This is a genomic window from Bradyrhizobium sp. Pha-3 (assembly GCF_042258615.1).
Classification (GTDB): domain Bacteria; phylum Pseudomonadota; class Alphaproteobacteria; order Rhizobiales; family Xanthobacteraceae; genus Bradyrhizobium.
Map to the genome: position 1 here is coordinate 3,070,402 of NZ_CP170152.1, position 14,015 is coordinate 3,084,416.

At 62.0% G+C, this 14,015-nt stretch carries 14 protein-coding genes; 10 read left to right on the forward strand and 4 right to left on the reverse strand.

The window, feature by feature from the left end; all coding sequences use genetic code 11:
* Positions 1–54: 54 nt before the first annotated feature.
* On the forward strand, positions 55–288 hold the full coding sequence (locus tag ACE10Z_RS14370) for a hypothetical protein (protein ID WP_375788486.1): 234 nt from the start codon (positions 55–57) through the stop codon (positions 286–288).
* Between the two features lie 106 nt (positions 289–394).
* Positions 395–1,561, forward strand: coding sequence for a patatin-like phospholipase family protein (locus tag ACE10Z_RS14375; protein ID WP_375788487.1), 1,167 nt, complete (start codon positions 395–397; stop codon positions 1,559–1,561).
* 20 nt (positions 1,562–1,581) lie between these two features.
* Here the strand turns inward: ACE10Z_RS14375 and ACE10Z_RS14380 are convergent, their stop codons facing one another.
* The 4 genes from ACE10Z_RS14380 to ACE10Z_RS14395 are packed head-to-tail and all read right to left on the reverse strand — an operon-like array spanning position 1,582 to position 4,945.
* Positions 1,582–1,983 carry a hypothetical protein gene (locus ACE10Z_RS14380; RefSeq protein ID WP_375788488.1) on the reverse strand — a complete coding sequence of 134 codons (402 nt, stop codon included), beginning with the start codon at positions 1,981–1,983 and terminating at the stop codon, positions 1,582–1,584.
* A complete protein-coding gene (locus tag ACE10Z_RS14385) occupies positions 1,980–2,903 on the reverse strand; it encodes an alpha/beta fold hydrolase (protein WP_375788489.1) in 924 nt (307 codons plus the stop codon). The genes ACE10Z_RS14380 and ACE10Z_RS14385 overlap by 4 nt, the downstream gene beginning before the upstream one ends.
* A gap of 11 nt (positions 2,904–2,914) precedes the next feature.
* Positions 2,915–3,742 (reverse strand): hypothetical protein, encoded by an 828-nt coding sequence (locus ACE10Z_RS14390; protein ID WP_375788490.1) that lies wholly within the window; start codon positions 3,740–3,742, stop codon positions 2,915–2,917.
* Between the two features lie 21 nt (positions 3,743–3,763).
* On the reverse strand, positions 3,764–4,945 hold the full coding sequence (locus ACE10Z_RS14395) for a thiolase family protein (RefSeq protein ID WP_375789831.1): 1,182 nt from the start codon (positions 4,943–4,945) through the stop codon (positions 3,764–3,766).
* A gap of 402 nt (positions 4,946–5,347) precedes the next feature.
* On the opposite strand from ACE10Z_RS14395, the gene ACE10Z_RS14400 reads away from it, so the two are divergent.
* From ACE10Z_RS14400 to ACE10Z_RS14435, 8 genes are all read left to right on the forward strand, one after another.
* Positions 5,348–8,197: a winged helix-turn-helix domain-containing protein gene (locus ACE10Z_RS14400; RefSeq protein ID WP_375788491.1), complete on the forward strand. Its 2,850-nt coding sequence runs from the start codon at positions 5,348–5,350 to the stop codon at positions 8,195–8,197.
* Positions 8,198–8,449: 252 nt separating this feature from the next.
* The gene (locus ACE10Z_RS14405; RefSeq protein ID WP_375788492.1) at positions 8,450–8,734 is read left to right on the forward strand and encodes a hypothetical protein; all 285 of its coding nucleotides are present in this window, start codon (positions 8,450–8,452) and stop codon (positions 8,732–8,734) included.
* Positions 8,735–9,116: 382 nt separating this feature from the next.
* Complete coding sequence (locus ACE10Z_RS14410; RefSeq protein WP_375788493.1) at positions 9,117–9,692, forward strand: carboxymuconolactone decarboxylase family protein; 576 nt, start codon at positions 9,117–9,119, stop codon at positions 9,690–9,692.
* Positions 9,693–9,762: 70 nt separating this feature from the next.
* Positions 9,763–10,467 carry a glutathione binding-like protein gene (locus ACE10Z_RS14415; protein ID WP_375788494.1) on the forward strand — a complete coding sequence of 235 codons (705 nt, stop codon included), beginning with the start codon at positions 9,763–9,765 and terminating at the stop codon, positions 10,465–10,467.
* Between the two features lie 134 nt (positions 10,468–10,601).
* Positions 10,602–11,072, forward strand: coding sequence for a 2,4'-dihydroxyacetophenone dioxygenase family protein (locus tag ACE10Z_RS14420; RefSeq protein WP_375789832.1), 471 nt, complete (start codon positions 10,602–10,604; stop codon positions 11,070–11,072).
* A gap of 29 nt (positions 11,073–11,101) precedes the next feature.
* A complete protein-coding gene (locus tag ACE10Z_RS14425) occupies positions 11,102–11,893 on the forward strand; it encodes an alpha/beta fold hydrolase (RefSeq protein WP_375788495.1) in 792 nt (263 codons plus the stop codon).
* A 12-nt stretch (positions 11,894–11,905) separates the two neighbouring features.
* On the forward strand, positions 11,906–12,847 hold the full coding sequence (locus tag ACE10Z_RS14430; RefSeq protein ID WP_375788496.1) for a D-2-hydroxyacid dehydrogenase family protein: 942 nt from the start codon (positions 11,906–11,908) through the stop codon (positions 12,845–12,847).
* Positions 12,848–12,882: 35 nt separating this feature from the next.
* Positions 12,883–13,998, forward strand: a complete 1,116-nt coding sequence (locus ACE10Z_RS14435) for an SDR family oxidoreductase (RefSeq protein WP_375788497.1) — start codon at positions 12,883–12,885, stop codon at positions 13,996–13,998.
* Positions 13,999–14,015 lie beyond the last annotated feature (17 nt).

Sequence of the window (14,015 nt, forward strand, 5' to 3'; positions counted from 1 at the left end):
CGCGCGAGAATTGGCCATCTCTCCACGCGTCCGAGCCGACCAAGGAGAGAATCGATGAACACCTATCAAAATCTGACCGCGATGCCGGTCTGCAGCGGCGGAACAGCTTCCCGCGGCTCGGTCCGCGCGAAAGCCATCGCCCTCGAAACGGTGCAGACCCTGTCCAGAATGGTGAGGGACGCGCTGTTCGCCTATGCGATGACGGGCAGCGCGGTGGCAAGCCTCGTCATCATCGCCGCGCCGCATTTTGAGGTGCTGCTGCGCTGCGTTTTCCATGGACGTGGATAGATAGACCGGCGCAGCGCGACGGCGAGGTTTGCCGCGATTGACAGCGCCTCGCCAGGCATTGAAACAAGGGCGACAAGCGCATCCGGCAAGCGGAAGGAGGCTTCGAATGCAGCGACCGACCTATTCTTCTCACTCCTCGGATCACCCGCGCAGCGCCCGAGGCGAGCTGCCGGGCCAGATCGTGCTGGTGCTGCAGGGCGGTGGTGCGCTGGGATCGTATCAGGCCGGTGTCTATCAGGCATTGCAGGAAGCTGAGATCGAGCCCGACTGGATCATCGGCACCTCGATCGGCGCCATCAACGCAAGCCTCATTGCCGGCAACGAGCCGCAGCGCCGGCTCGAGCAGCTGGATGAGTTCTGGAGCCGCGTGCAGCGCGCCCGGCACTGGAGTTTTCAGGGCGCATTTCCCGGATTGGGCGCGCGATGGGCGTACTGGACCACGCTGACCCAGGGCATTCCCGGTTTCTTCACGCCAAATCCGCTCGCCCATGCCGGGGATGCATTTCCACTGGGCGCCGACCGCGCCGGCTACTACTCGACGGCGCCGCTCGAACACACTCTTGCCGAGCTGGTGAACTTCGACCTTATCAATCAGGGAAGGCCGCGCCTGACGGTTGGCGCCGCACACGTCCGAACCAGCCGGATGCGCTATTTCGACACCCGTGAGGGAAGAATCGATGTCAGGCACATCATGGCTTCGGGCGCTCTTCCGCCCGCCTTTCCGCCTGTGCGCATCGACGGCGAACTCTACTGGGACGGCGGCATCCTTTCCAATACGCCCACTGAGGCGGTGTTCGACGACAGTCCGAGAAGGGACTCGGTGATCTTCTCTGTCCATCTGTGGAATCCGGTAGGGGCCGAGCCGGCGACCATGGCCGATGTCCTCAACCGCCACAAGGACGTCCAGTATTCCAGCCGCATCGCGAGCCAGATCATCCGACACCAGCAGGCGCACCGGTTGCGTCACGTCATCAACCAACTCGCGTCGCGACTGCCCGAAAGCGAGCGCAACAAGCCCGAGGTCAGGGAGTTGCTGGGCTATGGCTGCCAGACCCGCATGCATGTGGTCCAACTGCTAGGGCCGCAGCTGGATCATGAGGACCACACCAAGGACGTCGATTTCAGTCAGGCCGCAATCGAGCAGCGTTGGGAAGCAGGCTACGCGCACACCAAGGCCGTGCTCGCGCGCAAGCCTTGGGCGGGCGATTTCGACCCGCTGTCGGGAGTCATCCTTCACGAAGCCAAAGACCTGACGGCGATCGCGGCCGAATGAACGGATCAGCCCGTGAGGCATTAGGAGCCCGCGGCCACGCTCAATTGGTACAGCCGGCCGGTCGCATCCAGGTCCTCCGTGCGCCAGTCGCCGCCGACGCCAGCTATCATCCACGTCAGCAATGCCCAAAGATCGGCGTCGACCTCCGGCTCGTTCAGCGGCTCTAGCGCGTCGGGCAGGGCGTAGATCTCGATCCCGTCAGGAAACGGTTCACCGCTGCGGCCGATGAAGACGAGCGCGTAGACCATTCCCGAGGGCGCCCGGACATAGCCGGGGTTCGATAGGGCGTTCGTTTCCAGAGAGAACTGCCTGACGAAGAATTCGCGGAATTCCGGGTAGTGCCCGACGCGGTCTTCCGCGAGCACGAACGCTCTCCTCTTGCTGTCGAGCGTCGGATTTTCGATGACTTCAATAGGTGTCATGACTGCCTTTCCTCGATGCGGTCCAGGAAACGGTTGATCTTCCCGGCGATCTCCTCTCCAGAATCCTCCTGCAAAAAGTGCCGGCCCGTCACCAACTCGGGCCCTTCGGCATGCGGTAAGAGCTCCTTGAAGCGCGTCGCGAACGTCTTGTAGTCGAAGACCTCGTCTTCGCGCCCCCAGACCAGCAGCGTCGGAAGCTTCGACTTCCTCAGCTCGCGTTCCAGCCATTCGAAGCGCGTCAAGCCGCGAGCGCTTTCGTCCATCGGAATCCAGCGCGGCCAGGTCCATGTGAGCAGACGCGATCCCGGATCGGGCAGGATGTTCTCATAGACGCTCTGGGCTTCCGCGCGGAACTTCTTGCGGTCGACGACGGAAAGATACATCCCGCGACCTGCAAGCGCGTTGTGGCGACCAAGAAGATAGGGCCCGACGAGGGGCGCATGCATCATGCGCCACGGAAATATCCGCCTGTGAAATTCGGCCGGAGGTAACGGCCATGCCCACGTGCTCATGATGATCAGTGCGCGGACGCGGTCCGAATTCGATAGGGCAAAACCGAGGCCGGTCGGTCCGCCCCAATCGTGACAGACCACGGTGGCGTTTCGCACATCGAGCTGTCGCAGAAGGCTGGTCAAATTGGCGATGTGTCCGTCGAGCGTGTGGGCCTGCTCGCGGACAGGCTTCTCGGACAGTCCGAAGCCGATCATGTCCGGAATGATCACGCGCCTGCCGGCCGCTGTCAGCGGCTTGATGAATTTCCGGTACAGAAATCCCCAGGCCGGGTTGCCGTGCAGGAGAACCACCGGGGCGCCGACGCCCTCGTCGACGTAGTGCATGCGCCAGCCATTGACGCGCTTGAACTTCGGCCCGTACGGCCATTGCTCATGCGCGAACCGCTGCGCTGTTTCCGACGCCTCCATCCTTTTCCTCCCTATCCAAAGAAGATGACGGCCTGGCCGTTGAGGCCCGGCAGCCTGACCACGGGCCCCAGAGATTTACCCGTCGCGAAATCGAACGCGACGACCTCGTCCTGGGCCACGCAATACAGGTTTCCGTCTGACTCGAAGCGCAGGCCGCGCGGCTTCCTGAATCCAAGTCCGCGATCCGGAGCAAGGACGCGAACAAGACGGCCGTTGGATCGATCATATTCGCGGAGGGTCGTCACTGCATCAGGATCTCCGAAGGGATGTTCACTACTGACAACCACGTTTCCGTTTGGCGCGATCGTGAGATCGAGCGGACTGAGCTCCGGATCCTGGACCTTCCAGGAGGGATTGACCGCCCACTCCGGACCGAGCGCCAGAATGCTGTTGTCGCCTTCGCCGCCCGGGCCGATGCCCGATGCGAGAAAGAGAGTGCCGTCCTGTCCGAAGGCGAAACCGCGAGGGAACGGAACCACTGCGGTCGGGAGCACAGCTTCGCCAGAACCATCGAGCGTCGCCGCAAACGCCATGATCGTCCGTGCAGCGCGCAATCCGACATAGTACCGGCCATCCGGTCCGAAATTACCGCCGCCTGGGTTCAGCCCGGGTATCACGCCGGTGTCGCGCACCACACGCGTCCCGCTATCGAGCACCAGAATGCGGTCCGAGCCACTGTTGAGGAAGAGCAATGAACCGTCGACGGCGAGTCCGCGCGGGTCGATGATCCGGGCGTCTTCACCGAACGGACCGAGCACTTTGCCGTCCGCATCGAACGCCAGGAGCTTGCCGTAACCTGAGCCATTCGCGCCTGAGGCGCTCGTCACGAGAAGAACCATGGAAGGCTCCTGCGGTTGTCGTCAAGCGATCATCTCGAGGGCGAGAGCAATCCCCTGGCCACCGCCGATGCACATCGTAACGACACCTTTCCTGAGACCGTCCCGGCGCATCGAATGGAGGAGGCGGGTGGTCAGCACGGCGCCGGTCGCGCCGATCGGATGGCCGTGCGCGATGGCGCCGCCCTCGACATTCACGATCTCGGGCGGGAGCTTGAGCTCCTGCACGACCGCAAGCGCTATGGCGGCAAACGCTTCGTTGATCTCGATGCGATCGACGTCATCATTGCTCCAGCCGGCGCGCGCCAGCGCCTGCCTGACGGCGGGGATCGGGCCGAGGCCAAACATGCCCGGCTCGACCGCCGCGATGCCGTAGGACACGAGCCGGGCAATCGGCGCCAGACCGCGTTTGGCGGCCCAATCCTCTCCCGCCAGGACCATCGCCGCTGCGGCTGTGTTCAAGCCGGGGGCATTGCCGGCGGTGATCGTGCCGTCATCGCGGAAAGCCGGCTTCAGCTTGGCCAGCGCCTCGATCGTCGCGTCCGGCCGGTTATGTTCGTCGACGCGGAACGGGCTCGGTCCCTTTCGGGCGCGAACTTCGACGGGGACGATCTCGCCCTCGAACTTGCCGGCGCTCTGCGCTGCGGAGAAGCGCGCATGCGAACGCAGGGCCCATTCGTCTTGCGTTGCTCGGCTGATCTGAAACTTCGTGACCAGGTCTTCCGTGTGCCAGCCCGAGTGCGCGTCCGAGAAGGCATCGTTGAGGCCGTCGCGCAACACGCTGTCGTGGAGGGTGGCGTCCCCCAAGCGGTGGCCCCATCGGCCGCGCGCGACCAGGTACGGAGCTGCGTCCATGTTCTCCATGCCGCCGGCGATGGCTGCATCCACCGAACCCATCAGGATTTCGTGTGCCGCGGAAACGATTGCCTGTGCGCCGGAGCCGCAGACGCGATTCACCGTCATGGCAGGTACCTGGACCGGAAGTCCCCCGTGGATCGCGGCCTGGCGCGCGGGATTCATCTTGTTGCCGGCCTGCACCGTGTTTCCCATCACCACCGTGCCGATCTCGTCAGACCGCAGGTTGGAACGCTGAAGAGCGCCGTTGATGGCCGCCGCGCCCAGTTCGACGGCCGGAATATCCTTCAAGGTGCCGCCGAATGTTCCGATGGCCGTTCGAACCGGCTCAACGATCACTACCGAATGCATCGATGTCATGAGAAAAGGCCTCCGCCGAGATGACGCGCACAGAACGCGTGCCAACCAAATTGCGACGCGGGCGACGATCTCGGCAGAGCGCCTATCGCAATAACATTTATTCCCGCTTGGAATACATGATGTATGCGCCTCCCAGAGAGCGCCTTTTCTCACAATTGAAACCGCGCGTCGCCTGGCTCCAAACTTGTCGACCTCGCACCGCAGGCGTATGCTTTACCGCCTTGTTCGCACTGCAATTTCGGCCGTGTCCGACAGACGCTCCGATGCGTGGAGTCGGAGGCGGCCGACTCGCCCTTCGTAGGGATCGCGCGCTAGAATACGGCGGGCTCGCCACGCGCACCTGCCTTGCGCAAAGAGAGCCGCGATCCCGAGCCAACAGCGCGGAATGCTTGTATGAACGGTCGTCGCGATATCCAGCCCGGAGACGTCCTTTCCTTTGGCCCGTTCAGTCTGTTGGTGGCAGGCAGGCTGCTCAAGAGGGACGACGAGACGATATCGCTTGGCGGACGCGCTCTCGACGTCCTCATCGCGCTGTTGGAACGGGCTGGTCAGGTCGTTAGCTACGGCGAACTGATCTCGCTCGCGTGGCCAAATGTGACAGTGGATGAGGCCAATCTCCGCGTTCAGATTGCAACCTTGCGGAAAGCGCTCGGCGGAGAGCAAGGGGCTCGCTACATATCGAACGTTGCCGGTCGCGGCTATTGTTTTGTCGCGCCCGTGTCGCGTTCGACGGAGCGGCTGACCGTTGCGGGAGGATCTCAGGACGGCGAGCAGCACAGAAAACTGCCGCCGCCATTGGCGCGGATGGTCGGTCGAGATGAAACTGTTCGAGCCGTGTCGGAGCAGCTCGTCACGGACCGTTTCGTGAGCATCGTCGGTCCAGGCGGCATAGGCAAGACCACTGTGGCCATTTCGGTGGCGCACGCATTGTTGAGCGGTTTCAGTGGTGCCATTTCCTTTGTCGATCTGAGCGCGTTGACGAATGCCCAGCTCGTTCCGGCCGCAGTCGCCTCGGCGCTCGGCTTCATGATCCAGGCTCACGATCCCTACGGCAGCCTTGTGGCGTTCCTGGGCGACAGGAAGATCCTCCTCGTTCTCGACAACTGCGAGCACGTGATCGATGCGGCGGCGAAACTAGCTGAACGGGTCATCGGCGAAGCAGCGCAAGCGCATATCCTGGTGACCAGCCGCGAAGCGCTGCGCGTTGAGGGTGAACGCGTCCATTTGTTGTATTCACTCGATTGTCCGCCCGCGGAGAATGCCGATCTCACTGCCGCGGAAGTGCTGAGATTTCCGGCAGCTCAGCTTTTCATGGAACGGGCTGTAGCGAGTGGCTATCGCGCAGCGTTGAGCGACGTAGATGCACCGACCGTCGCAATGATCTGTCGTCGACTCGATGGGATCGCCCTCGCCATCGAACTCGCCGGTGGTCGCGCAGGCTCTCTTGGGATTCGTGGAATCGCGGAATTGCTCGACAATCGCTTCAGTATGCTTTGGCATGGACGCCGAACCGCGCTCCCTCGACATCAGACGCTGAACGCGATGCTCGATTGGAGTTACAACCTCCTTCCCGATCACGAAAAGACGGTCTTTCGGAGGCTCTCGGTCTTCGTGGGAGATTTCACGATTGAAGCAGCCTGCGCTGTTGCGTCGGGAACGGACCTGGATGAGGCGCGCGTTGCGGAGACCATCCAAAGCCTACTTGGGAAGTCGCTGATGTCGACCACTCAGGTGGTCGGGTCCGTGCTCCACCGGCTGCTCGACACGACACGCGCATATGCCAGAGCAAAACTCGACGAACGAGGGGAAGTCGCTCACGTTGCCCGACTTCACGCGGAATTCTATTTCAAGTTTCTCCAAAGCGACGATATCCTCCGCTCAAGGATCGGTAAGCACGACCTATCCGTATACGCACCACACATCAGCAACGTGCGTGCGGCGCTGGAGTGGGCCCTGTCCGATCGCCGCGAGTCGGCCTTTGGAGTGGCTCTTGTTGCGCAGGCGGCGCCGCTTCTGCTCGGCCTATCTCTGTTGGAAGAGTGCAGGCGCTTCTGCGAAAGGGCCCTCGCCATTATCAACGATACCGGCGATTGCGCGAGAACGGAGATGATTCTCCAGGAGTCGCTGGCGCTCGCGTCGATGTACACCCGTGGGAACCACGGCACGGTTCGCGCCGCAATCGATCGCGGGCTCGCGCTGGCCGAAGCGCTCGAGGACAGGCCCCGCCAATTGCAGCTCCTGGCAAGCTTGAATCTCCTCCTCGTCCGAAAAGGTGACCTTCAGGGCGCCAGGGCGGCTGTCGAGCGGGGAAGGAGCGTAGCACAGGCAATTTCAGACCCTACGGGCCTCATCTGGGCCGAGTGGATGATAGGTGTCTCGCACCACGTGAGTGGAGATCAAGCCGCGGCGCAGTCCCATCTCGAAAGAGGAATGTCGCTTGCAGCCGAACTCGGCTCGCATCACGCCAACTACTTCGGAACTGTCAATCGAATAGGAGCTATCGTGGCTCTTGCTCGAGTTCTGTGGCTGCGCGGGTTTCCCGGCCGGGCAACAGGAACTGCGCTGCAGGCGATTGAAGAAATGAGCCGCGGCCGAAATCATCCGGTCTCTGTTTGCACCTCGCTTCTCTATGGCGGTTCGGTGATTTTCTGGACAGGTGATTTCACTCGAACTTGGAAATTGGTCGAGCAGTTGATCGAGTTTGCCGGACGACACTCGTTGGGACCCTATCGTGCTGCGGGGATTGGGCTGAAGGGCGAACTGCAGGTCGCGAGCGATGAGGTGCGGGCGGGAATACAGTCATTGAGGGAGGCTTTGGAAATCATGCAGGTTGAGCAGTACAACGTGGTTCGCGGCACCCTCATGGGGGCGCTCGCAGGCGGCCTTCTAAAGATGGGTGAGTTGGAAGACGCGCTCTTCACGGTGAATAGTGCAATTTCTCGATCGATCGAAACGGGCGCCGAATTTGACTTGCCCGAATTGTTGCGCATCAAAGGGCAAATCTTCGCAGCGCGAAAGGACCACCTTGCGGCGACGACATGTGTGCGGGAGTCGATTGCTAAAGCTCAGACACAACATGCGCTCAGTCTTGAGCTCAGATCCGCCATGACACTCGCACGTCTTTTTCAGCACGGAGGCGAGAGTGCGGAAGCGCGTCAATGCGTAGCTGGTGTGTACGACCGATTTACGGAAGGTTTCGATACTGCGGATCTAAAAGTGGCGCATGCGATCATAACGGCATAGCACCTAAGTCGATGCAGCTTGCGTAGGCTAAGCAGAGGTCTACAGGTGTAAGGGCCCCGATTTTACAAGTTTTTACATCATACAATGAGCAAAGGTTCGGCGATTGGGGCATTTTGTTGGGAATGATGTCAATCCCGACGGTCGCTGATTCATATGCCAAGCCCCCGTTCTTCGACGAATGGACCGACTACGCTTCCACCTCTAATTTCGGAGTTTGTGGGGGCTGCGAATAGCTTCGATCTGGATCGGTTGATGGCCACATTTGCCCATGACGCGCTCGTCAACGATCAGCTGCGCGACTACTGGGGTAAGACGGCCGTTAGGAACTGGGCGGAGCGGGACATCGTCGGCGAGAAATTGACGATCGCGGTTACAAAAGTCGTGTGTCACTACGGCAATTTCATTGTCACTGCCAATGTCGATGGAAACTTCGACAAGCGCGGTTTGCCGGACCCTCTTACCCTGGCTTTCTACTTCACGCTCTACAACGAACTCATTGTCCAATTGATCATTCTGCGCAATCGTCACGATATCTGACGTTCGCCAAGCCGTCGGGTTCCTCCAATTTCCAGCAGTGTTTTGCTCGCCCGTCACGATTTACAAAATCTTAGAACGTTTAACTCGCCTCCGGGAAGAAGTCGCGCGACGTTAGCGCCTGCGCTTTTCCATTTTCGCGACGCGATCCGAAGAGGGATCGGACGAAGCTGGACTCCGCGCAGGGAGAGAAACGGAGGCAATAGGGAAGATGTCTCGTGAGCGCTCCCCGGCCCATCGTCGCCGCTCAACGGAATTGATGGCTCGTTTGCGGAAGGATGCCCATTCCCCATAGGAATAAACAATATCGCCAGATCGCGCCTGCCGCAGAGCCGGGGAATGGGTGAGGGTGCGGTCCTGCGTTTCGACAAGAAGGAAGAGAGAAATGATCAACGGATTTACGCTTCTCGACACGAAAACCGCGCCAGCGGCTTCCGCCGAAATCCTCAACGCCGTTCAGAAGTCTTGGGGTTTCGTGCCCAACCTGCACCGCGTCCTCGCACAGAGTCCGGCAGCACTTGAGGCCTACAGCACACTTTGGGGGATCGCCGAAAAGACGAGTTTCACTCCGCAAGAGCGCAACATCGTCTATCTCGCCATCATCTACGAGAACGAGTGCACTTATTGCATGGCCGGTCACACCAATCTGTCGCGCATGGCCAAGGTGGAGCCGGAGGCGATCTCCGCCGTCCGCGAGGGCCGCCCCATCGCCGACGCGAAGCTCGAGGCCTTGCGCCAGTTCGCGGCCAAGGTCACCCGGCAGCGCGGCGTCGTGAGCCAGGCCGACGTCGCCGCCTTCAAGGCCGCGGGCTATGACAATCAGTCGGTGCTGGACGTGCTCGTCCTCGCCGCGACCAAGCTCATCTCCAACTACACCAACCATCTTGCCGAGACCCCGAATGATTCGTTCATGAAGGGCGCCGAGTGGAACGCGCCGGGCAAGTTGAAGCCTGCCGCCTGATGCGCGACCGAGGCTGCCCCCGCTATTGCGCGGGGGCAGCCTTGGCAGCTGGCGTACAAGGAGACCGAAGATGATCGAGCTCTACTATTGGCCCACGCCGAACGGCCACAAGATCACGATGTTCCTGGAGGAAGCCGGGCTGGAATACGTGATCCATCCTGTCGATATCAGCGCTGGTGATCAGTTCAAGCCCGACTTTCTCGCGATCTCGCCGAATAATCGCATGCCGGCGATTGTCGACACCGCGCCGGCCGACGGAGGCAGGGCGATCAGCGTGTTCGAGTCGGGCGCCATCCTGCTGTATCTGGCCGAGAAGACCGGCCGCTTCCTTCCGAGGGATATCCGCGGCCGCAAGACCGCGACGGAGTGGCTGTTCTGGCAGATCGGTGGCTTAGGGCCGATGGCCGGACAGAACCACCATTTCGGGGTCTACGCGCCGACCAAGATCCCGTACGCGACCGATCGCTATGTCAAGGAGACGAACCGTCTCTATGGGGTCCTCGATCGGCACCTCGACAACCGCGAATTCATCGTCGGCGACGCCTACAGCATCGCCGACATGGCGTCCTATCCATGGGTCGTTCCGTGGAAGCGCCAGCAACAGAATCTCGACGACTTCCCGAACCTGCGGCGCTGGTTCGATGCGGTGCGCCAGCGCCCCGGGACTCAACAGGCCTACGCGAAAAGCGAACCATACTCGAGCCGCCCTGCGGTTACGGAGGAGGGAAAGAAGATCCTTTTCGGGCAAACAGCGAGCAGGGCGTCGGTGGCCTGACGGAGGGATAGAACGTCGTTTCACGCGATGGAAGGAGAACAACCATGAAGTCCTCGTCGGAGAAGATGCAGGCGTCTGAACGCCGGTCCATGGATCAAAGCAAGATCGCATACCAGAAGCCTCAGCCTGTCGGCATGGTGCCGGATGTATTCATCGGCTCTGCGCTGGAGCTTGACGGGGACGAGCGGGAATGGGTCCCGCAATCGCCGACCGTCGCCTTCAGGCCGCTCGTGCTCAATGTCACCCAGGGTTATTACATCAACATCCTTCGGGTCCGCTCCTCGGGTCTGTTGTCGCGCCACCGGCATTCCGGTCCGGTACATGCCTTCACGTTGCGCGGAAGCTGGCGATACCTCGAGCATGACTGGGTTGCATCCCCCGGGGACTATGCGTTCGAGCCGCCCGGCGAGACGCACACGCTGGTCGTTCCGGATGACGTCAAGGAGATGGCCACGCTCTTCCACGTGACGGGCGGGTACACGTACGTCGATCCTTACGGCGAGGCGCTCGGATATGAAGATGTCTTCACCAAGCTCGAACACGCCATGCAGCACTACGAAGCCGTCGGGCTCGGCAAGGACCATGTGAAGAGGATCGTGCGATGACGAGACGAGAGACTGTCGATGTGGGTGGCGTGCCGATCAGCTACCTGACCGCCGGCAAGGGTGGTCCCTTGGTTCTTCTCCTTCACGGCACCTATTGGAGCCGCGTCTGGCAGCCTGTGCTCGAGGGCATCGCTGCGGTTGGTCTCCGCCCCGTGGCGGTCGATTTCCCCGGCTTCGGCCGTTCCGGAGGCGAACTCGCCGTGAGCGAGGCTTCCGTCCCGCGCCTCTCCGGTTGGCTGGTGCGATTCCTCGATGCCCTCGGGCATAGGGGACCGGTCATGGTCGCGGGCCACGACATTGGCGGAGGCGTGGCGCAGCATTTCGCGATCGCAGGAAGTGTGGAGGTGCCGCGCGTGGCTGTGGTGAACGGGATCATGTACGACTCGTGGCCGGTACCCGGCGTTGCCCGCTTCCGCGATCCGGCGGTGGCCGCCGCAACGACGAGGGACGACGTTCTGGCTGCGCGCCGCATATCCGTCGTAAAGGCGCTCGGGCGCCCGGCAAGCGAGGCCGAGATCGCCGAATATCTCGACCCATGGACGGATCCCAGGGTCGCCCGATCCTGGCTGGCGCTCGCGGGCGCTGCCGACCACCGCTACACCATGGAGATGCTGCCGGCGCTGCTGCGGTCGAAAACGCCGAAGCTTCTGGTGTGGGGCGAGGACGACCCATTCCAGACGATCGATTATGCCGAGCGCTATGCGCGGGAGATCCCAGAAACGCGGCTCGTCCGCATCAAGTCGGCCGGCCATATTCCGATGGAGAACGATCCCAAGGCGGTAGCTGGAGCTCTGGCCGAGTTCTTCGCCCCCGAACGCTGAGGGAGGGTTGCAATGAAGATTGCTATTCTGGACGATTACCAGGACGTGGCGCTTCAGCTCGCTGACTGGTCTGGCGTCCGTCGCCACGCCGAGATCAACGTGTTCAATGACCACGTGGGCGAGCCCTCGGCAGTCATCGAACGGTTGCGACCGTTCGATGTGGTGTGCGTGATGCGCGAACGCACGCCGCTTCCAAGGGAGATCCTGCAGCAGCTACCGAACCTCAAGCTGATAGCGTCGACAGGACCGCGAAACGCGTCCATCGACAGCCAGGCCGCGACCGATCTCGGCATCGCGGTTACCGCGACTGGCTACGATTCGACCCCGACCATCGAGTTCGCCTGGTCGCTGATCCTGGCGAACATGCGGGGCATCGACCGGGAGGCGGCGTCGCTCAAAGCGGGCGGGTGGCAGATCGGGCTAGGCTCGAACCTGCGGGGCAAGACGCTGGCGGTCGTCGGGTTGGGAAACATCGGAAAAGAAGTCGCGCGGATCGGTCTTGCCTTCGGCATGAAGGTGATCGCCTGGAGCCAGAACCTGACCGAGGAGACGGCCAGTGCCGCCGGTGCCACCCTCGTCGACAAGCCGACGCTATTTCGCGAGGCGGACGTCGTCACGGTGCATCTCGTCCTGAGCGGGCGCACCAGAGGCCTGATCGGGCGGTCCGAGTTCGCCCTGATGAAGCCGACGGCGAGGCTCGTCAACACATCGCGCGGTCCGATTGTCGACGAAGCGGCTCTGATCGATGCGCTGCAGGCGCGCCGGATCGCCGGCGCCGGCGTCGATGTGTTCGACGTGGAGCCACTGTCCCCCGACCATCCCTTTCGGAAACTGAAGAACGTTCTGGCGACTCCTCACATCGGCTACGTGACCGACGATCTCTATCGGACCGTCTACGGCGATGCCGCGGCCAATATCGTCAAGTGGCTCGAAGCCAGAGCGACGGCCGCATAATCACTTCATGCGTAATGCTAACGAGGTGTGGAATCATGAGCGCGACCAATCAGAGAAAAGACGTTCCGAAGAAGGTCTTGATCACAGGCGCAAGCGGCCTGCTGGGCGTCGCGGCCATCGAGAGGTTTGTTGACGCGGGCTGGGAGGTGGTTGGCGTCTCACGCCGCAAGCCCGAGCTGCCCAGCGGCCGCAACGTCGACTTTCTGTCGGTCGATTTGCGGGACCAGGAAAAGACCAGAGTCGCATTCGAACCGCTGACTGACGTCACGCACATCGCCTATACGGCTCTGCACGAAAAGCCCGAGCTGGTCGCCGGCTGGTCGAGCAAGGACCAAATCGAGACCAACAATGCCATGCTGCACAACGTGGTGGAGCCGATCGTGCGCACCGCCCCCAACTTCCAGCACATCAGCATTCTGCAGGGGACGAAGGTCTATGGCGTGCACCTGCATCCCATTCCTATCCCGGCTCGCGAACGCGATGCACGCAAGGATCATCCGAACTTCTTCTTCGACCAGGAAGCCTATGTCGGCGAGATGGGTGCCACGCACGGTTTCAAGTACACGGCTCTACGGCCGCAGCTCGTCACCGGTCCGACCCCAGGGGCTCTGAACGTTCTCCCTGCCATCGGAGTCTACGCGGCGATCCGCCGCGAGAAGGGAGAGCCGTTCGGCTTCCCGGGAGGTCCGTCGTTCGTTTGGGAAGCCGCCGATGCTGATCTCGTTGCGGACGTGGCGGTCTGGGCCGCGCAATCGCCTCAGGCAGCGAACGAGGCTTTCAACATCACCAATGGCGACGTGTTCGAGTGGCGTAATGTGTGGCCGGGCATCGCCGAGACCCTCGGCGCGGAGGCGAGACCGGACACGCCGATGAGCGTGACGGCCTACCTCGCCGAAAACGCCGCGATCTGGGACAAGATCGTCGCGAAGTATGGTCTTCGCTCGCGGAACCTGCGGGAGCTGATCGGTCAAGGGGACCAGCATGCGGACTTCGCGTTCGCCTATGGCGCACCGGCGGGACCGCGAGCCTTCGTGAGTACCATCAAGCTGCGCCAGGCCGGGTTCACAAAGGCGGTTGACACCGAGATCTCGTTCTGCACCGCGCTGCAGTCTCTGATCGACCGCAAACTCCTGCCTCCGGCGTCCAAGTGATGCGGGATTTGTGCGCG